Below are 19,067 nucleotides of genomic sequence, written 5' to 3' on the forward strand. Positions count from 1 at the left end.
TGCGCGGCTCTCGCCGGCTATCCGAACTTGGGGAGGAGCGCGTCCATCGGGACAGAGGACGGCATCACGCGATAGGTCTTCATCACCTGCGTCATCGCCTTCTGGAAGGCGGAAGCGGTGGCCGCGGACGATACAACCTTAGTCGGCTCGTCGAGGGTCACCACGACGACGTACTGGGGGTCGTCGACGGGAGCGAAGCCCACCATGCTGGTGTAGTAGACGCCCGCCTTGTAGCCGCCCTTGCCGTCGGAGACCTGTGCGGTACCGGTCTTGCTGGTCACGCGATAGCCGGGCACCTGGATGCGATCGGCGTTCCCGCCCTGCACGGCCACGTTCTCGAGCATGCGCGTCAGATCGGCCGCGGTCTGCTCCTTCACGATCTGCTCGTGCTTCGGCTTCGGGGTCTCCGTGACCGTCCCGTCGGGTGCGGTGCAGGACTCGACCATCGTCAGGTCGATCTTCTCCCCGCCGTTGGCGATGGCCTGGTACGCGCCGGCGAGCTGGGGAGCCGTCACGGTGAAGTACTGGCCGAACGTCGTGGTGTAGAGCGACTGGCTGTCCCAGTCGCTCACCGGGTGGAGGATGCCCCCCACCTCGGAGGGGAAGTCCAGCGTCTTCTGACCGACGCCGAATCGCTGCAGGTAGTCGTAGCGGACCTCGGGGGCGACCATCGTGCCGAACTTCGACAGCGCCGTGTTGGACGAGTCGATCAGTCCGCCGGCCAGCGTGTAGTTGTACGCGGGGTGGCTGAACGCGTCGTTGACCACGGCGCCGTTCGGGAAGGTCTCCCGCGACGAGGCCGTGACGGTGCTGAGCGGAGTGAGGCCGGCACCCTCCATCGCCGCCGCCGCCGTGATCGCCTTGAACGTCGAGCCCGGCTCGAAGTCGCGGTGGAAGATCTGACTGTAACGCGTCTCCGGCGTCGAGGAGTCCAGGTCGTTGGGGTCCATGGCGGGCCACTCGGCGGCGGCGCGGATCTTGCCGGTGCCCACCTCGACCACCGTCACGGTCCCGCCCTTCGCGCCCTGCTTCTGGGCCTCCTCGCCGACCATCTGCTGGAGGTACCACTGGAGGTCGCTGTTGATCGTGAGCTGCACGGTGCCGCCGTTCACGGCGTCGGTGACGGACTCGCTGCCCGGGATCACGACCCCGTCCTTACCCTTGCGGTACGTCTTCTCACCGTCCACGGGCGCGAGGCACGACTCCTCGAGCTGCTCCACACCGGCTTTGGCCTCGCCCGTGTTGTCGAGGAAGCCCAGCACGTTGCCGGCGACCGCGCCGTTCGGATAGACCCGCGTCTCGCGCGGCTTCAGCGCCAGGTAGGACCCGAGGCCGAGGTCGCGGAGCGCGATGTACTGCTCGGTGTTCAATCCGGTCTTCAAGGGCGCGTACTGGCTGTTCGGGTTCTCGGCCAGGGCGTCCGAGACCCGCTTGCGGATCTCGTCGCCCGGCACGCCCGTGATCTCGGCGATCTTCTCGGAGGCCTCGGCCCACGGCAGCGCCGGGTCCTTCTCCTCCGTGAGTCGGATCACCTGCGGGCTGAGCTGGGCGTCGTACACCATGACGCTCGACGCGAGGACGGTGCCCTCCGCGTCGACGATGGAGCCGCGCTGTCCGGGGATCGTCGACCCGTCCCCGATGTGCTCGAGGGACTGGCTGACGTGCTCGTCGGCGCTCACGACCTGGATGTCGATGAGGCGGACGACGAACGCCACCAGCACCGAGAGTATGACCGCCAGTGCGACGACGGTGCGTCGCCGCGGTCCGCGCGTGGCTCGTGTCGTCATGGGATCTCTCCGTCGATCGGGATGGTCAGTGGGTCGTGGGGCTGGGAAGGCCGTCGGTGAGAGCGGGCGGCAGATCCGTCGCGGGCGGAGTGCCGCCTGTGGACTCCTCCGCGGTCTGCTCCGCCGCGGGCGTCTCCTCGGTGACGAGGACGTTGCCGACGGCCGCCGGTCCGTGGGGGTCGACCGTCGAGATCCCCTCCGCGCCGGCACCGGCACCGAAGACCGCGCCGTCACTGAGACGCAGATAGGAGGGCGCTCCCGCGACGACCATGCCGAGGTCGGCCGCATTGCCGGCGAGCACCTGCGGAGAGCTCAGACCCGTGAGCTCCTCCTTCAGTGCATCCGTGCGGAGATCGAGCTCGCGCTGCTGGGAGGTGAGCCCGGCGAGGGTGAACGAGTCCTGCGTGATGGCCAGGGAGAGTCCGACCTGCGCGGCACCGATCGCCAGGGCTCCGCCGAGGGCGACGAGCGCGTAGGCGAGCTTCGGCTTCCGCCGCCGCGCCGGCGCCGTCACGGGCTGGAGGCGGCGCTCCGGGGTCTTCTCCGGGACGACCGGCTGCAGCGGCAGGGTCGGCTTGCGGACTGCGTTCATGCTCATGCGCTCTCCCGCACCTTCTCGGCGGCGCGCAGGCGCACCGGTATCGCACGCGGGTTGCGTGCGCGTTCTTCGTCGTCGGCGAGTTCCGCCCCCTTGGTCAGGATGCGGAATCGGGGGGCGTGCTCCGGCAGCTCGACAGGGAGGCCGGCGGGTGCCGTCGAGGAGGACGCGGCGGCGAAGGCCTGCTTCACCAGCCGGTCCTCGAGGGACTGGTAGGACATCACGACGATGCGACCGCCGACGGCGAGAGCGTCCATCGCGGAGGGGATGGCGTCCGCGAGCACGTTCAGCTCCGCGTTGACCTCGATGCGCAGCGCCTGGAACACGCGCTTCGCGGGGTGCCCCGCACGCTGTGCCGCGGCGGGCGTCGCCGCCACGAGGATGTCCACGAGCTCCCCGGAGCGGGTGATCGGCTGCTTCTGGCGGGCGTCGATGATGAAGCGGGCGTACCGTGCGGCGAGCTTCTCCTCGCCGTACCGCTCGAAGATGCGGCGCAGGTTCCCCTCGCTGTACGTCGCGATGACGTCGGCGGCGGTGATGCCCTTCGTCTGGTCCATCCGCATGTCGAGCGGAGCGTCCTTGGAGTACGCGAAGCCGCGTTCGGCCTCGTCCAGCTGCAGCGACGAGACGCCGAGGTCGAAGAGGATCCCGGCGGCGCCCTGGGCGTGCAGACCGATCTCGTCGTAGACCGTGTGGACGAGCGTGACGCGGTCGCGGAACCGGGCGAGCCGCTCCCCCGCGATCTTCAGCGCGTCGGTGTCGCGGTCCAGGCCGATCAGGCGGATGCCGGGGAAGCGCTCGAGCAGTGCCTCCGAGTGCCCGCCCATGCCGAGGGTGGCATCGACGAGCACGGCGCCGTCCTCCCGGAGGGCCGGCGCGAGGAGCTCGACGCAGCGGTCGAGCAGGACGGGTGTGTGGATGTCGCGGAGGTTCATGATCTCTCTCGGGTCCGACCTTCGGCTCTGATCCCCCTCCGCTTCTCGACCCGGCACCGGGGAAGTGTGTCGGGGCGGGAGCGGCGGGGCATCACAGCCGTGGTCAGAACAGTCCGGGAATCACCTCCTGCTCCAGCTCGGCGTAGGACTCCTCGCCGGCGGCGAGGTAGGCGTTCCAGCTCTCCGCATCCCAGATCTCGGCGTGGGCGCCGACTCCGGTCACGATGAGCTCCTTCTGAAGACCCGCGTACTGACGCAGGTGGGCGGGGATGGTGATGCGGTTCTGGCTGTCGGGCATCTCCGCACTGGCACCGGAGAGGAACATGCGCATGAAGTCACGCGCCTGCTTGTTGGCGAGCGGGGCCTGACGGATCCGCTCGTGCATCGCCTCGAACTCGGCCGTGCTGAAGACGTAGAGGCACCGCTCCTGACCCCGGGTGACGACGATGCCGCCGCCCAGGTCCTCGCGGAACTTCGCGGGAAGGATGACCCGTCCCTTGTCGTCCAGCTTCGGTGAGTGCGTGCCCAGCAGCATCGGCCATCACCCCCTCTCCGTCCGGCCAACTCGAGGTGCGCCCCACTTTACTCCACTTTCCTCCACATTCCTACGATGAATCCCGCGTATCGCGCCGCGGTTCGCGACCCGCACGCTCGCGACCCCCGGGATTCCGCGGTGAAGCAAGGTGGAGGGCGAGTGGAGGGCCAGTGGAGGACTCAGACGGCGTCAACGGACCGAAGACACGAAAAAGCCCGGATGCTCAGCATCCGGGCTTCGTGGTGGAGGAGAAGGGAGGGGGCTCAGTGACCGTCCTGGCGCCGATCCCACCGGTCGTTCATGCGATCCATGAAGGAGGAGGAGTCCTGCCGCTTCGGGGCGGTGCGCGTGCGGGTCTCTGCCGGACCGCTGCGCCGGACCGGGGTGACGGCCAGCATCACTCCGCCGAGCATGGCCGCGAATCCGATGACGCCGACCACGATGCCCCAGACGTCGCCGAGGATGACACCCACGACCAGTCCGCCGATGCCGGCGAGCAGGAGGAGGGCCCCGTAGACGAGGTTGCGATAGCTCAGCGTGCGATCACCCGACGGCGCGCTCACGACGTCGGCGTCATTGTGCAGGAGATGGCGTTCCATCTCGTCGAGCAGACGTTGCTCCTGTTCGGAGAGTGGCATCTCATCCCCCTCGGGTATCGTGCCCTCCAGTCTACGCGCGAGCAGCGTCCGGGGCTAGCGGTTCCCGCCTCACATCCTTTACGTATGCTGGGAGTCGTGCCGTCCCCCACCCCCTCCGTCGCTGAGGCCGTAGCCGCGCGACTGGACCTCTTCCTCGACCGCATGCGAGCCGAGTCGGCCGAGTACGGCGAGGACGCCGCCGCCTTCCTCGCCGCGGCGGCGGACACCCTCTCCGGCGGCAAGCGCCTGCGCGCCCGGTTCTGTCACGCCGGGTGGCGTGCGGTCGCCCGGTTCCGCGATCGTCGCGCGGTCGAGGACGACCACCTGTGGGACGCCTGCGCCGCCCTCGAGATCTTCCAGTCGGCCGCTCTCGTCCATGACGACCTGATCGACAACTCGGACACCCGTCGAGGACGCCCCGCCGCCCACCGCGCACTCGAGTCCTCGCACCGCGCCGCCGGATGGTGGGGCGACGCCGCCGCCTTCGGGCGCGCCGGATCCGTCCTGCTCGGCGATCTCCTCGTGGCCTGGAGCGACGACCTCCTGGAGTCGGCGCTCGACGGGCACGCCGAGGCGAGGACCGTGCGGGCGGAGTATGCCCGGATGCGTCGCGACGTCACGACCGGGCAGTTCCTCGACATCGCCGAGGAGTCGGCGTGGAGCGTGAGCGACGACCGCGAGCACGCCGAGCGGGCGCTCCGCGTCGCCTCGCTGAAATCGGCGCGCTACAGCATCGAGCAACCGCTGATCCTCGGAGCGAGCCTGGCCGGCGCCGATGCCGAGCAGACACGGGCGCTGCGCCGCTTCGGGCATCCGCTCGGTCTCGCCTTCCAGCTGCGCGACGATGTGCTCGGCGTGTTCGGCGACGCCGCCGTCACCGGGAAGCCCGCGGGCGACGACCTGCGGGAGGGCAAGCGGACCATGCTCATCGCCTTCACCAGGGAGCGCCTGGACACCTCGGCCCGCCGGGTGCTCGACGAGATGCTCGGCGATCCCGACCTGTCGGCGTCCCAGGTCTCCTCCCTGCAGGAGACGATCGCCGGGACCGGGGCTCTGGACCGCGTCGAGACGATGATCGCCGACTACGCCAGGGACGCCGACCGTGCGCTGACCGGCGCGCGCCTCGACGACGCAGCGGTCGGCGAGCTGCGCGACCTCGCCAGGGCCGCCACCGTGCGCTCCTCCTGAGCAGGCTCAGGCGAGCGTGCGCGCGAGCCGACGCACCTCGCTCTTGTGCCCCGCGAGGAGAGAGGCGATCGGCGAACGCCCGAGGGTCTCGTCCTCGGCGAGCAGCCAGTCGATGAGCTCGTCGTCGGAGAACCCGGCGTCCTGCAGCACGATGATCGTTCCGCGCAGCGAGCTCAGCGGCTGTCCGTCCACGATGAACACGGAGGGGACCGCGAAGACACCGCTGCGGCGCGAGCCGACGAGGTAGTGCTCGTCGATCAGGCGTCGCACGCGACCCAACGGCTCGCCGAGGACCTCGACGAGGTCGGGCATGGTCAGCCACTCGAGCGCGGAATCAGGGGTTGCAGCGACGTTCTCAGACACGGTGCCACTATCTCACCTCCACGGCCCGGTCGCATGTTCGTCACTTTCGCCCCATGCGTCACACCCGTCACTTCTGTTGACATCTCTATACATCCGTGTCAGCGTGAAGTGCTCGAAAAGGGGGCCCGACGTGATCCTGCAGACAGCCGTGGCCGGCGCTCTCGCCGCCACCCTGACGGCGACACCCGCCGCCGCACCCGCACCACCGCTCGCACCGCACGAACGCCAGCGCGTCGCTCCGACGCGCGTCGTCCCCACGCAGAACGTGCCGCCGGGGCACGTCGTGCAGCCGGGCGACACGGTCGCCGGCATCGCCGGTCGGTACGGGCTCCGGACCGCCGACGTCCTCAGCTGGAACGGGCTCTCGATGCGCTCCGTGATCTACCCCGGGCAGACTCTCTCCCTGCGGGCACCTGCGGCGGTTCCGGCCCCGGCCGCGACGCCCGCCCCTGCCGCGGCGAAGACGCACGTCGTCGCGGCCGGCGACACGGTGTTCGCCATCGCCCAGACGTACGGGACCTCGGTGAGCGCCGTCCTCGCCGCGAACGGCCTGCCCCAGGGCGCGATCATCTACCCGGGCCAGAAGCTCGTCGTCTCCGCGGGCGCACCCGCCGCACCCGCGGCCGCGCCGGCCGCAGCGCCGTCGACGCCCGCCCCCGCACCGGCCGCCGCCACGCACACCGTGGCCGCCGGTGAGACGCTGTTCTCGATCGCCCAGAAGTACGGCACCACGACGCAGTCGCTCTTCGCCTGGAACGGCCTCGAAGCCTCGTCGATCATCTATCCCGGTCAGAAGCTCGCCGTCCAGGGTGCTCCGGCGCCGACGCCCGCGGCCGCCCCGAGCGGCCAGCGCACCGCCGCCCTGAATGCGGAGCAAGCGGCCAATGCCTCCCTCATCATCCGCATCGGCCGTGAGCTGGGCGCCTCCGACCGCGCGATCGCCACGGCGCTCGCGACGGGGATGGTGGAGTCGGGTCTGCGGAACCTCGACTGGGGAGACCGCGATTCGCTCGGCCTGTTCCAGCAGCGCCCCAGCACGGGCTGGGGCACGCCGGAGCAGATCATGGATGCGGAACGGAGCACGCGGGTCTTCTACGGCGGGACCGGCGATCCCAACGGCGACGTGACCCGCGGTCTGTTCGACATCCCCGGGTGGGAGTCGCTGTCCTTCACCGACGCGGCGCAGGCCGTGCAGATCTCCGCCTACCCCGAGCGCTACGGGCAGTGGGAGACGCAGGCGTACGCGTGGCTCGCCCAGCACGGGTGACGATTCCGGAAATCCGGATGCGTCGAGGGGTGAGGCGTTCCCGGGGCTTTCAGCCAATCGTCCATAGACTTCTGTCGTGACGACCAACCATCAGGCCGACCCCCTCATCGGGCGGCTTGTCGACGGTCGCTACCGCGTCCGCGCGCGGATCGCCCGCGGCGGGATGGCCACCGTCTACGTCGCCACCGACCTGCGCCTCGAGCGCCGCATCGCCCTGAAGGTGATGCACGCGCACCTCAGCGACGACTCGGCGTTCCAGAGCCGGTTCATCCAGGAGGCCCGCGCGGCCGCCCGTCTGGCCGACCCGCACGTCGTCAACGTCTTCGACCAGGGGCAGGACGGCGAACTCGCCTACCTCGTCATGGAGTATCTGCCGGGCATCACCCTGCGTGAACTCCTCCGCGAGCAGAAGCGCCTGACGGTCGCCCAGACGATCACGATCATGGACGCCGTCCTCGCCGGACTGTCCGCTGCGCACCGCGCCGGGATCGTCCACCGCGACGTCAAGCCGGAGAACGTGCTGCTCGCGGAAGACGGCCGCATCAAGATCGGCGACTTCGGCCTCGCCAGGGCCACCACGGCCAACACTGCGACCGGCCAGCAGCTGCTCGGGACGATCGCCTACCTCGCGCCCGAGCTCGTCACGCGCGGCACGGCCGACGCCCGCAGCGACATCTACGCGCTCGGCATCATGCTCTACGAGATGCTCGTCGGCGAGCAGCCCTACAAGGGCGAGCAGCCGATGCAGATCGCCTTCCAGCACGCCACCGAGTCGGTGCCCCGCCCCAGCGTGCGCAACCCCGCGGTCCCGGAACAGCTCGACGAGCTCGTGCTCTGGGCGACGGAGAAGTCGCCGGACGAGCGGCCCGACGACGCACAGCAGATGCTGGAGCGCCTGCGCGAGATCGAGCGCGAGATCGGCGTCGCCCCCGCGGTGACCCGGACGACCGGCTCCGCCCGCGACCAGGCGGACTCCGGCGACCTCACCAAGGTCATGCCGGGCACGATGGTGCTCCCGGAGCCGGCGACGGCGACCTCCCCGGGGATCGACAACGCCACCATCCTCCGTCGGCGGGCCTCGAAGCGCCGCGCCAGAGGCACCTTCCTGCTGTCCCTCGTGCTCCTGCTCGCGGTCCTCGCCGGCGGCGTGGGCTGGTGGTTCGGCTCCGGCCCCGGTTCGCTCATCGCGGTCCCCGATGTCGCGGGACAGACGTACGACGAGGCGGCGGCCGACCTCACCGAGGCAGGCTTCGAACCGACGCAGCGCGACGAGTTCTCCGTCGACGTCGACAAGGGCATCGTCATCGAGACCGATCCCGGCACCGGGGCCAGGGTCGACAAGGGCACCACGGTCGCCGTCGTCGTCTCCGCCGGCCCCGCCTCGCACGAGCTCGCCGCCGTCGCCGGGCAGTCGGCCGACGACGTCCGCGCGGCGCTGGCGGCGGCGAACCTGGAGATCACCGACGACGAGGAGTTCTTCACCGACGCGGCGAACGGCTCGGTGATCAACGTGCGCATCACGCCTCGGGACGGCGGAGACGCCTTCGGCTGCGAAGAGGGCTGCACGGTGCATGAGAAGGACACCGCGACCATGCAGGTCTCCCGCGGCGCCGTGCCCGACGTCACGGACATGACCGTCGCTCAGGCCACCGAGGCGCTGACCGGCAAGGGACTCAAGGTCGCCGAGGAGAGCATCTACCGCCCGAGCGACTCCATCGGCAAGGACCGCGTCATCGGATACGCGGACCGCGCCGAGGAGGGTGCCTGGCGACCGGGCGAGACCATCCAGCTCATCATCTCGCAGGGGCCGCCGCTCTTCGACGTCCCCGATGTGTCGGGCATGACGCGCAACGAGGCCACCGCCGCCCTGCGTGACGCCGGCTTCACGTGGAGCTACACGAGCAGCACCGGACTCCCCGACTCCGTCTGGGACCTCCTCGCGAACGAGAACACGCGGGTGGAGTCGTACAGCCCGTCCGAACCGCAGCGCAAGGGCACGAGCATCACGCTCACCATGGGCTTCGCCGGCTGAGACCGAGACGACGAAGGGGCCGGAACATCGTTCCGGCCCCTTCGTGCATCCGCCTCGCGGATCAGCGCTTCTCAAGCTCCTCGGCCACGAGGAACGCCAGCTCCAGCGACTGCATGTGGTTCAGGCGCGGGTCGCACAGGCTCTCGTAGCGGGTCGCGAGCGCGGCCTCGTCGATCTGCTCCGACCCGCCCAGGCACTCGGTGACGTCGTCTCCCGTCAGCTCGACGTGGATGCCGCCGGGGAACGTGCCCACCGCACGGTGCGCCTCGAAGAAGCCGCGGACCTCGTCGACGACGTCGTCGAAGCGCCGCGTCTTGTAGCCGGTCGGCGTGGTGATGCCGTTGCCGTGCATGGGGTCGGTGACCCACAGCGGCTGCGCGCCGGATTCCCGGACGGCCTCCAGCAGCGGGGGCAGCGCGTCGCGGATGCGTCCGGCGCCCATGCGCGTGATGAAGGTCAGGCGTCCGGGCTCGCGCTCCGGGTCGAGCTTGTCGATCAGCGCCAGCGCCGTCTCCGGCGTCGTGGTGGGCCCCAGCTTCACGCCGATCGGGTTCCGGATCTTCGAGAAGTAGTCGACGTGCGCGCCGTCGAGCTCGCGCGTGCGCTCCCCGATCCACAGGAAGTGGGCCGAGGTGTTGTACGGGGTGTCCGTCCGGGAGTCGATGCGCGTCATCGGGCGCTCGTAGTCCATGAGCAGGCCCTCGTGCCCGGTGAAGAACTCGACGCGCTTGAGCTCGTCGAAGTCGGCGCCGGCGGCCTCCATGAACTTGATCGCCCGGTCGATCTCCGCGGCCATGCGCTCGTAGCGCTGGTTGGCGGGGTTCTGGGCGAAGCCCTTGTTCCAGGAGTGCACCTCGCGGAGGTCGGCGAATCCACCCTGCGTGAACGCCCGGATGAGGTTCAGCGTCGACGCCGCGGTGTGGTAGCCCTGCAGCAGACGACCGGGGTCGGCCTGACGCGAGCCCTCGGTGAAGTCGTAGCCGTTGACGATGTCGCCGCGGTACGCCGGGAGCGTGACCTCGCCGCGGGTCTCCGTGTCGCTGGAGCGCGGCTTGGCGAACTGCCCGGCCATGCGTCCCATCTTGACGACCGGCATCGAGGCGCCATACGTGAGCACCACGGCCATCTGCAGCACCGTCTTGATGCGGTTGCGGATCTGCTCGGCGGTCGCACCGGCGAACGTCTCGGCGCAGTCGCCGCCCTGCAGCAGGAAGGCCTGCCCCGAGGCGGCCCGGGCGAGACGGTCGCGGAGGTTGTCGACCTCACCGGCGAAGACCAGCGGCGGAAGGCTCGAGATCTGCCGGGAGACGTCGGCGACGCGGTCGGCGTCTGGCCACTGCGGCTGCTGCTTGATGGGAAGCGAGCGCCAGGCATCAAGGGCTTCGATGTGGTGCGGGAGCATGCGTCCAGCCTAGTGGGCGGCGACACCGCCGAGACGCGCCCTGGAGCCTATGTGACGCGGCTCGGGAGGCGGTCCTTGACGGTCGATGCGTAGACGTCCTCGTACTCCTGCTGACCGAGCCGCTGGAGCGCCACCATGATCTCGTCCGTGACCGAGCGGAGGATGTAGCGGTCGTTCTCCATGCCGGCGTACCGGGAGAAGTCGAGGGGCTCGCCGATGACGATCCCGACCCGCATGACGCGCGGGATCCGCCGGCCGATGGGCATGGCCGTGTCGGTGTCGACCATGATGACCGGGATCACGGGGACCTTGGCTTCGAGCGCCATCCGGGCGATGCCGGTGCGGCCGCGGTAGAGCTTGCCGTCTGGGCTGCGGGTGCCCTCCGGATAGATGCCGAGGAGGTCGCCCCCGCCGAGCACCTGGAGACCCGTGTTGAGCGATGCCTCCGAGGCCTTTCCGCCCGAGCGGTCGATAGGGAGCTGCCCGGTCGCCTTCATGAAGAAGCGGGTGGACCACCCCTTGAGGCCCCGCCCGGTGAAGTAGTCGCTCTTCGCGAGGAACGACATGGGCCGGTCGATCACGAGCGGGAGGAAGATCGAGTCCGCGAAGGAGAGATGATTGCTGGCGAGGATCGCCGCTCCGGTCGCGGGCACGTTCTTCCGCCCCACGATCCAGGGGCGGAACACGGCCTTGACCACGGGGCCGATCACGACGTACTTCATCAGCCAGTAGAACATCGAGGTGAAGTCTAGCGCCGTGTCGCGGATCGTCCCGCTGTTCCCCCTCGCCACCTCGGGAAAGCGACTCAGTTTCACCCTGACCGCGACCCGGTGCCATGCCCTAGACTCGGACCAACGCCCGTGCCCGACCGGTACCGAAGGAGCTGCCGTGGTCCAGTTTGAAGTCCCCGCGATCGTCCCCGCCGATCCCGACGCGAACGTCGCCGACCTGCTTGCGAAGCGCGTCGAGGCGACTCCCGACCGGGCGCTGTTCTCCGTCCCGCAGGGCGACGGATGGCGCGACATCACCGCCGCCGACTTCGAGACCGCGGTGATCGCGCTCGCGAAGGGCTTCGCCGCCGCGGGCATCCAGCCCGGCGAGAAGGTGGGCTTCCTCGCCCGCACCACCTACGAGTGGAGCCTCGTCGACTTCGCCCTCTTCTACGCCGGTGCGGTGATGGTGCCGATCTACGAGACGAGCTCGCCGTCGCAGATCCAGTGGATCCTCGAGGACTCCGGCGCCATCGCCCTCCTCGTCGAGTCGCCGGAGCACTTCGCCCGCGTCGACGAGGTGCGCGGCGACCTGCCGCTGCTCCGGGAGGTCTGGCAGCTGCACCTGGGCGCGATCGACACGCTCACCGCCCAGGGGGCATCGGTCTCCGACGAGGAGATCCAGCGCCGCCGGAACCTCGCCGTCGGCTCCGACATCGCCACCCTCATCTACACCTCGGGGTCCACCGGGCGGCCGAAGGGCTGCGTGCTCACGCACAGCAACTTCGTCGAGCTGTCCCGCAACTCCGCGAAGGCCCTCGACGAGGTCGTGCAGACGCCGGGGTCCTCCACCCTCCTCTTCATCACGACGGCACACGTCTTCGCCCGCTTCATCTCCATCCTCAACGTGCATGCGGGGGTTCGCACCGGTCACCAGCCGGACACGCGCCAGCTGCTCCCGGCCCTCGGCTCGTTCCAGCCGACCTTCCTCCTCGCGGTCCCCCGCGTGTTCGAGAAGGTCTACAACTCCGCCGAGCAGAAGGCCGAGGCGGGCGGCAAGGGCAAGATCTTCCGCGCCGCCGCCGACGTCGCGATCGAGCACTCCCGGCTGCTGGAGGAGGGCAAGAAGATCCCGTTCGGGACGAAGCTCAAGTTCGCGCTGTTCAACAAGCTCGTCTACTCCAAACTCCGCGAGGCCATGGGCGGCAAGGTCGTCTACGCGGTGTCCGGCTCCGCTCCCCTGGGCGCCCGGCTCGGTCACTTCTTCCACAGCCTCGGCGTCGTGATCCTCGAGGGCTACGGTCTGACCGAGACGACCGCCCCCGCGACGGTGAACCTCGCCTCGAAGTCGAAGATCGGCACGGTCGGTCCCGCCCTTCCCGGCGTCGGGGTGCGTCTCGCCGACGACGGCGAGATCGAGGTGCGCGGCATCAACGTCTTCAAGGAGTACTGGAACAACCCGGAGGCCACCGCCGAGGCGTTCAGCGACGGCGGCTGGTTCCACACCGGCGACATCGGCAGCTTCGACGCCGACGGGTTCCTCACGATCACCGGACGCAAGAAGGAGATCATCGTCACGGCGGGCGGCAAGAACGTCGCCCCCGCGGCCCTGGAGGACCCGATCCGCGCGAACCCGATCGTCGGGCAGGTCGTCGTCGTCGGCGACCAGCGTCCGTTCATCTCGGCGCTCGTCACCCTCGACCCCGAGATGCTGCCGACGTGGCTCGCGAACAACGGCCTCGACGAGAAGATGACGCTGGCGGAGGCCTCGACCAACCCGCAGGTCCGCGCCGAGGTACAGCGCGCGGTCGACGCGGCGAACGAGCGGGTGTCGCGTGCGGAGTCCATCCGCAAGTTCACGATCCTCGACTCGGAGTGGACGGAGGCCTCGGGCCACCTCACCCCGAAGCTGTCGATCAAGCGGAACATCATCATGAACGACTTCGCCGACGAGATCTCCGCGATCTACGACGAGCCCGTCGCCACCACCAACGTCGCGATCGGCGGCTGACGCCCCTCGTCGACCCAGCCCCTTCTGACCGAACCGGCCCCTTGCGCTCGCGCGTAAGGGGCCGGTTCGTACGAGAAGGGGTGGGTCGACAGCTAGAACCAGGAGCTCTCGCGCACCTCGCGCATCGCGACCTTCCGCGTCTCCGGGTCGAGCCGGGAGAGGAAGAGCGTGCCGTCGAGGTGGTCGGTCTCGTGCTGGAGCGCCTGCGCGAGCAAGCCGTCGCCCTCGAGCACCACGGGCTGTCCGTCGAGGTCGATCCCTTCGACGCGGGCCCAGGGATGGCGCTGGGCGTCGTGCCAGAGTCCGGGGACGGAGAGGCAGCCCTCCCCCGTGGGCTCCGGCTCGCCGCGCACCTCCGTGAGCACGGGGTTGAGGACGTACCCGATCTCGCCGTCGACGTTGTAGCTGAAGGCGCGGAGCGCGACGCCGATCTGCGGGGCCGCCACGCCGGCGCGCCCCGGAAGCTCGACGGTCTCCAGGAGATCGGTTACCAGGGCGCGCACGCCGTCGTCGATCTCCTCGATGGGCGCGCACACCGTCCGCAGGACCGGGTCGCCGAAGATGCGGATCTCGCGAACCGCCATCAGGCGGCCTTCGTCCGGAGGCCCTCGACGAGGAGCGCCGCGAGTTCCCGCGCCGCCTTCCGGGTCTCGGGGAGGAGGTTCGCGAAGACGATCGTCCCGCCCGCGGCGATCTGCGGGTCGTACGGCACGCGCACGACGCTGCGGGCCCGCGACGCGAAGTGCGCCTGCAGCTCTCCGAGACGCACGAGCGGCGTCCCGGGCGTGGACTGGTTGAGTACCACGATGGCGTCCCGCGCCTGCTGCGCGTACCCGTTGGTCTCCAGCCACGTGAGCGTCTCGGAGGCCAGCCGCGCTTCGTCGACGCTGAGACCGGAGACGATGACGATCTGGTCGGCGAGATCGAGGGTCGCCGACATCACCGAATGGACGATCCCGGTGCCGGTGTCGGTGAGCACGAGCGAGTAGTAGTGCGCGGCCACGTCGGCGACATCGCGGTAGTCGCTGTCACTGAAGGCTTCGGCGACACGGGGATCGACGTCCGACGCGAGCACGTCGAGGCGCGTCGCATCCCGAGCCACGATCGCGGAGATGTCGTGGTAGCCGCGCACGTCGTCCCGGATGCGGACGAGGTCGCGCACGGACTTGCCGTGCGCGGCGCGCTGCACCCGGTCGGCGAGAGTTCCTCGATCGGGGTTCGCGTCCACCGCGATGACGCGGTCCTCCCGCGCGTCCGCGAGGGCCATGCCCAGGAGCGCCGTGACGGTGGTCTTGCCCACCCCGCCCTTGCGGGAGAGCACCGGCACGAAGCGGGCGCCGCCGGCGAGCGGGGCCGCGATGCGCGCGGTCAGCTCCTTGCGCTCGCGCGCACGCCGCCCGTCGCCGATGTTCAGCCGCCGTCCGGACAACGTGTAGAGCAGGTGACTCCACCCGCCCTCGGGTTCGGGCTTGGCCACCCGGTGCGGGTCGAGGAGGCGATCGGTCGTGAGGAGGTCCGCGGACTCGCGAGCGGACTCCCCCAGCTCCCCCAGTCGCTTCGCGGTGAGGGTCACATCCGTCCGGGGCGCCGGACGTGCGGGCGCGGAGGCGGCGGGTGTGTCGTCGGCTTCGGGCATCGTGGTCTCCTTCTGCACGGGCACCTGCGGGGCCCGCGCCGGTTTCGCGGCCGGGACCTCCGCACGGTCGGCATCGGCCTTCGCGAGGAAGAGGGCGGCCGCCTCCTCTTCGGCGGCCCGCTCCGGCGCGGCAACCACGGCCGGCACCGGCTCCTCCACCACGACCGCGTCGATCACCTCGTGGATGCGCGGCGGGTCGAGGACGGGCGTCGGCGCGGAGGGGAGGGTGAGGTCGTCGACGACGAGATCGATCCCGACCTCTCCCTCCACCACGCCGTCGTCGGCGAGGTCGTCGTCCTCCTCCGCCGGCAGGGCCACCCGCACCTGCGCGGTCCCGCCGAGGATGCCGATGCCGGCGGTGTCGACGGACGCGGCGTCGTCGAGCACTCCCAGCGGACTGTCCTCGGGGTCGGCGTTCTTCTTCGCGGTCACGTGTCACTCCCAACCTGTGCGGGCCTCGGGATGCGCCCAGGGTGCGCGGCCTCGCCCGCACAAGATTAGTGCGCCGGTCGGATCACGACCAAAAGATCACCCGCGTCCACCTGCTGCGTCTCGGCGATGGCATGCCGCTCCACGACCCCGTCCACCGGGGCGGTGATGGCGGCCTCCATCTTCATCGCCTCGATCGACGCGACCGGCTCGCCCGCCCGCACGGTCGCGCCCACCTCGGCCTTGAGCGTGACCACGCCGGAGAACGGCGCGGCCACCTGGCCGGGCACCGACGTGTCGGCCTTCTCCACCTCGTGCGCGTCGACAGCGATCGAGCGATCGCGCACGAACACGGGCCGGAGTTGACCGTTCAGAGTCGTCATCACGGTGCGCATACCCTTGTCGTCCGCCTCGCCGATGGCTTCGAGACCGACGTAGAGCTGTACCCCTCGGTCGATCTCGATGAGGTGCTCCTGCCCGGGGACCAGCCCGTAGAGGTAGTCGCTCGTGTCGAGCACGGACAGATCGCCGTACTGCTCGCGCCGCTCCGCGAACTCGGCCGTGGGGGCGGGGAAGAGCAGCGTGTTCAGGCGAGAACGGCGCTGCGCGCTCGTCCCGGCCAGCTCCGCCTCGTCCTGCTCCGTCAGCGCCGTGAGCCCCGTGCGCACGGAACGCCCCGCGAGCACCTTGGAGCGGAAGGGCTCGGGCCAGCCACCGGGGAGGTCGCCGAGCTCTCCGGCCATGAACCCGACCACGGAGTCCGGAACGTCGTACTTCTCGGGGTTCGCCTCGAAGTCTGCGGGGTCGGCCTTCACCGCGGCGAGGTGCAGGGCGAGGTCGCCCACGACCTTCGACGACGGGGTGACCTTCGGCACGCGTCCGAGGATGCGGTCGGCGGCGGCGTACATGTCCTCGATGAGCTCGAAGTCGTCCGCGAGGCCGAGAGCCTTCGCCTGCTGCCGGAGGTTCGACAGCTGTCCGCCGGGGATCTCGTGGTGGTACACGCGCCCCGTGGGTCCCGGCAGCCCGGACTCGAACGGCGCGTACTGGCGACGCACCGCCTCCCAGTACGGTTCCAGGTCGGAGACCGCGGCGAGGGAGATCCCGCTGTCCCGCTCCGTGTGGGCGAGGGCGGCCACGAGCGACGACAGCGACGGCTGACTGGTCGTGCCGGACAGCGGGGCCGACGCGGCGTCCACCGCATCGACGCCGGCGGCGCTGGCCGCGAGGAGGGTGGCGAGCTGTCCGCCCGGAGTGTCGTGGGTGTGCAGGTGCACGGGCAGGTCGAAGCGCTCCCGGAGCGCCGAGACGAGCTTCGCGGCGGCGGCGGGACGGAGCAGGCCCGCCATGTCCTTGATCGCAAGGATGTGCGCACCCGCGGCGACGATCTGATCCGCGAGCCCCAGGTAGTAGTCGAGGGTGTAGAGCTCCTCCGCCGGATCCAGCAGATCGCCGGTGTAGCAGAGCGCGACCTCCGCGACGGCCGTCCCCGTGGCGCGGACCGCCTCGATCGCGGGGCGCATCTGCTCCACGTCGTTGAGCGCGTCGAAGATGCGGAAGATGTCGACGCCGCTCGCCGCCGCCTCCGCGACGAAGGCCTCGGTCACCGCCGTCGGGTACGGCGTGTAGCCGACCGTGTTCCGGCCGCGCAGCAGCATCTGGATCGCGACGTTCGGCAGGGCCGCGCGCAGCTTGTCGAGCCGCTCCCACGGGTCCTCACCCAGGAAGCGGAGCGCCACGTCGTAGGTGGCGCCGCCCCAGGCCTCGACCGACAGCAGCTCCGGTGTCAGCCGGGCGAGGTACGGAGCGGCGGCGACGAGGTCCTTCGTGCGGACGCGGGTCGCGAGCAGCGACTGGTGCGCGTCGCGGAACGTCGTGTCCGTGATCGCGAGCGCGCTCTGCGCACGCAGACCGCGCGCGAACTCCTCCGGGCCGACCTCGAGCAGCCGCTGCCGGGAGCCGGGCGCCGGTGCGGCGGCCAGGTCGATCGGCGGCAGTTTGGTCGCGGGGTCGATGACGCCGGGATGCGCACCGTGCGGCTTGTTCACCGTCACGTCGACGAGCCAGTTGAGGATCTTGGTCCCGCGGTCCTTCGACTCGCGGCCGCGGAGCAGCTCCGGGCGCTCGTCGATGAAGGACGTGCTGACGTCGCCCCGGATGAACGCCTCGTCGTCGAGCAGCGCCTGGAGGAAGGGGATGTTCGTGGAGACGCCGCGGATGCGGAACTCGGCGAGGGCACGGCGCGCCCGGGCGACGGCGGCCGGGAAGTCGCGTCCGCGGCACGTGAGCTTCGCCAGCATCGAGTCGAAGTGCGGGCTGATCTGAGCGCCCTGGTGCACGGTGCCGCCGTCCAGGCGGATCCCCGCGCCGCCGGGCGAGCGGTAGGTCGTGATCTTCCCGGTGTCGGGACGGAAGCCCTGCGTCGGGTCCTCCGTGGTGATGCGGCACTGCAGCGCGGCACCGCGCAGGTGCAGATTCTCCTGCTGCAGTCCCAGCTCGGCGAGGGTCTGCCCCGCGGCGATGCGCATCTGGCTCTGCACGAGGTCGACATCGGTGACCTCCTCGGTCACCGTGTGCTCGACCTGGATGCGCGGGTTCATCTCGATGAACACGACCTCGCCGGCGCGCTCCCCCGCCGTCTCCAGGAGGAACTCGACGGTCCCCGCGTTCTCGTAGCCGATCGAGCGGGCGAACGCGACGGCGTAGCCGTGCAGGGCCTGGCGCACGTCGTCGTCGAGGTTGGGGGCGGGAGCGATCTCGACGACCTTCTGATGCCGCCGCTGCACCGAGCAGTCCCGCTCGAACAGGTGCACCGTCTCACCGGTCTTGTCCGCGAGGATCTGCACCTCGATGTGCCGGGGCCGCACGACGGCCTGCTCGAGGAACATGCGGGGATCGCCGAAGGCGCTGCCGGCCTCCCGCATGGCCTCGGCGAGGGCAGGGCCGAGATCGCCCATCGTCTCGACGCGCCGCATGCCACGGCCGCCTCCCCCGGCCACCGCCTTGGCGAAGAGGGGGAACCCGATCTCCTCCGCCTGGGCGACCAGGGCGTCGACGTCGTCCGAGGCCTCGGTGGACCGGAGCACGGGGACGCCCGCTTCGACGGCGTGGCGCTTCGCCTCCACCTTGTTGCCGGCCATCTCGAGGACCTTCGCCGGCGGCCCGATGAACACGATGCCGTTCGCCGCGGCCTTCTCCGCCAGCTCGGGGTTCTCCGAGAGGAAGCCGTAACCGGGGTAGATGGCGTCAGCGCCGGCCTCGGTCGCGACGCGGATGATCTCGTCGACATCGAGGTAGGCGCGGACCGGATGGCCGCGCTCGCCGATCTCGTAGGCCTCGTCGGCCTTGAGCCTGTGGACCGAGCCGCGGTCCTCGTGCGGGAAGACGGCGACGGTGCGCGCCCCCACCTCCACGGCCGCTCGGAATGCCCGGATCGCGATCTCGCCACGATTCGCCACAAGGATCTTCTGGAACATGCACACCTCTGAGAGCTCGATGCACGGCCGAAGCACGCACATGGGGCGGGGCTGAGTGTT

The 19,067-nt window shown here is 70.4% G+C and carries 15 protein-coding genes; 4 read left to right on the plus strand and 11 right to left on the minus strand.

The window, feature by feature from the left end:
• Positions 1-17 precede the first annotated feature (17 nt).
• From AC2W7E_RS03625 to AC2W7E_RS03645, 5 genes are all read right to left on the minus strand, one after another.
• A complete protein-coding gene (locus tag AC2W7E_RS03625; protein WP_025105092.1) occupies positions 18-1,787 on the minus strand; it encodes a peptidoglycan D,D-transpeptidase FtsI family protein in 1,770 nt (589 codons plus the stop codon).
• 25 nt (positions 1,788-1,812) lie between these two features.
• The gene (gene ftsL, locus AC2W7E_RS03630; protein ID WP_025105093.1) at positions 1,813-2,385 is read right to left on the minus strand and encodes a cell division protein FtsL; all 573 of its coding nucleotides are present in this window, start codon (positions 2,383-2,385) and stop codon (positions 1,813-1,815) included.
• Positions 2,382-3,320 carry a 16S rRNA (cytosine(1402)-N(4))-methyltransferase RsmH gene (gene rsmH, locus AC2W7E_RS03635; protein WP_062766897.1) on the minus strand — a complete coding sequence of 313 codons (939 nt, stop codon included), beginning with the start codon at positions 3,318-3,320 and terminating at the stop codon, positions 2,382-2,384. The genes ftsL and rsmH overlap by 4 nt, the downstream gene beginning before the upstream one ends.
• Before the next feature lie 103 nt (positions 3,321-3,423).
• The gene (mraZ, locus tag AC2W7E_RS03640) at positions 3,424-3,855 is read right to left on the minus strand and encodes a division/cell wall cluster transcriptional repressor MraZ (RefSeq protein WP_025105095.1); all 432 of its coding nucleotides are present in this window, start codon (positions 3,853-3,855) and stop codon (positions 3,424-3,426) included.
• A 263-nt stretch (positions 3,856-4,118) separates the two neighbouring features.
• Complete coding sequence (locus AC2W7E_RS03645) at positions 4,119-4,493, minus strand: DUF3040 domain-containing protein (RefSeq protein WP_025105096.1); 375 nt, start codon at positions 4,491-4,493, stop codon at positions 4,119-4,121.
• An 84-nt stretch (positions 4,494-4,577) separates the two neighbouring features.
• Between AC2W7E_RS03645 and AC2W7E_RS03650 the strand changes: the two genes are divergently transcribed.
• Complete coding sequence (locus AC2W7E_RS03650) at positions 4,578-5,681, plus strand: polyprenyl synthetase family protein (protein ID WP_485988548.1); 1,104 nt, start codon at positions 4,578-4,580, stop codon at positions 5,679-5,681.
• Between the two features lie 6 nt (positions 5,682-5,687).
• On the opposite strand, the gene AC2W7E_RS03655 is transcribed toward AC2W7E_RS03650, so the two are convergent.
• Positions 5,688-6,044 carry an Rv2175c family DNA-binding protein gene (locus AC2W7E_RS03655; protein WP_025105098.1) on the minus strand — a complete coding sequence of 119 codons (357 nt, stop codon included), beginning with the start codon at positions 6,042-6,044 and terminating at the stop codon, positions 5,688-5,690.
• Positions 6,045-6,174: 130 nt separating this feature from the next.
• Between AC2W7E_RS03655 and AC2W7E_RS03660 the strand changes: the two genes are divergently transcribed.
• Complete coding sequence (locus AC2W7E_RS03660) at positions 6,175-7,311, plus strand: LysM peptidoglycan-binding domain-containing protein (protein ID WP_485988549.1); 1,137 nt, start codon at positions 6,175-6,177, stop codon at positions 7,309-7,311.
• A gap of 76 nt (positions 7,312-7,387) precedes the next feature.
• On the plus strand, positions 7,388-9,343 hold the full coding sequence (gene pknB, locus AC2W7E_RS03665) for a Stk1 family PASTA domain-containing Ser/Thr kinase (protein WP_485988550.1): 1,956 nt from the start codon (positions 7,388-7,390) through the stop codon (positions 9,341-9,343).
• Between the two features lie 61 nt (positions 9,344-9,404).
• Here pknB and AC2W7E_RS03670 read toward each other — a convergent pair whose 3' ends face one another.
• On the minus strand, positions 9,405-10,745 hold the full coding sequence (locus tag AC2W7E_RS03670) for a class II 3-deoxy-7-phosphoheptulonate synthase (protein WP_029989865.1): 1,341 nt from the start codon (positions 10,743-10,745) through the stop codon (positions 9,405-9,407).
• Positions 10,746-10,792: 47 nt separating this feature from the next.
• A complete protein-coding gene (locus AC2W7E_RS03675; RefSeq protein WP_029989867.1) occupies positions 10,793-11,482 on the minus strand; it encodes a lysophospholipid acyltransferase family protein in 690 nt (229 codons plus the stop codon).
• Positions 11,483-11,633: 151 nt separating this feature from the next.
• On the opposite strand from AC2W7E_RS03675, the gene AC2W7E_RS03680 reads away from it, so the two are divergent.
• Entirely contained in the window at positions 11,634-13,466 is a 1,833-nt protein-coding gene (locus AC2W7E_RS03680) for an AMP-dependent synthetase/ligase (protein WP_025105101.1), read from the plus strand.
• A 92-nt stretch (positions 13,467-13,558) separates the two neighbouring features.
• On the opposite strand, the gene def is transcribed toward AC2W7E_RS03680, so the two are convergent.
• The 3 genes from def to AC2W7E_RS03695 form a co-directional block, all read right to left on the minus strand.
• Positions 13,559-14,050: a peptide deformylase gene (gene def / locus AC2W7E_RS03685; protein ID WP_485988551.1), complete on the minus strand. Its 492-nt coding sequence runs from the start codon at positions 14,048-14,050 to the stop codon at positions 13,559-13,561.
• Positions 14,050-15,534 carry a MinD/ParA family ATP-binding protein gene (locus AC2W7E_RS03690; RefSeq protein WP_485988552.1) on the minus strand — a complete coding sequence of 495 codons (1,485 nt, stop codon included), beginning with the start codon at positions 15,532-15,534 and terminating at the stop codon, positions 14,050-14,052. The genes def and AC2W7E_RS03690 overlap by 1 nt, the downstream gene beginning before the upstream one ends.
• Before the next feature lie 65 nt (positions 15,535-15,599).
• Complete coding sequence (locus tag AC2W7E_RS03695) at positions 15,600-19,007, minus strand: pyruvate carboxylase (RefSeq protein ID WP_485988553.1); 3,408 nt, start codon at positions 19,005-19,007, stop codon at positions 15,600-15,602.
• Positions 19,008-19,067: the final 60 nt, after the last annotated feature.

The organism is Microbacterium sp. CFSPD4_SD4, from assembly GCF_057364585.1.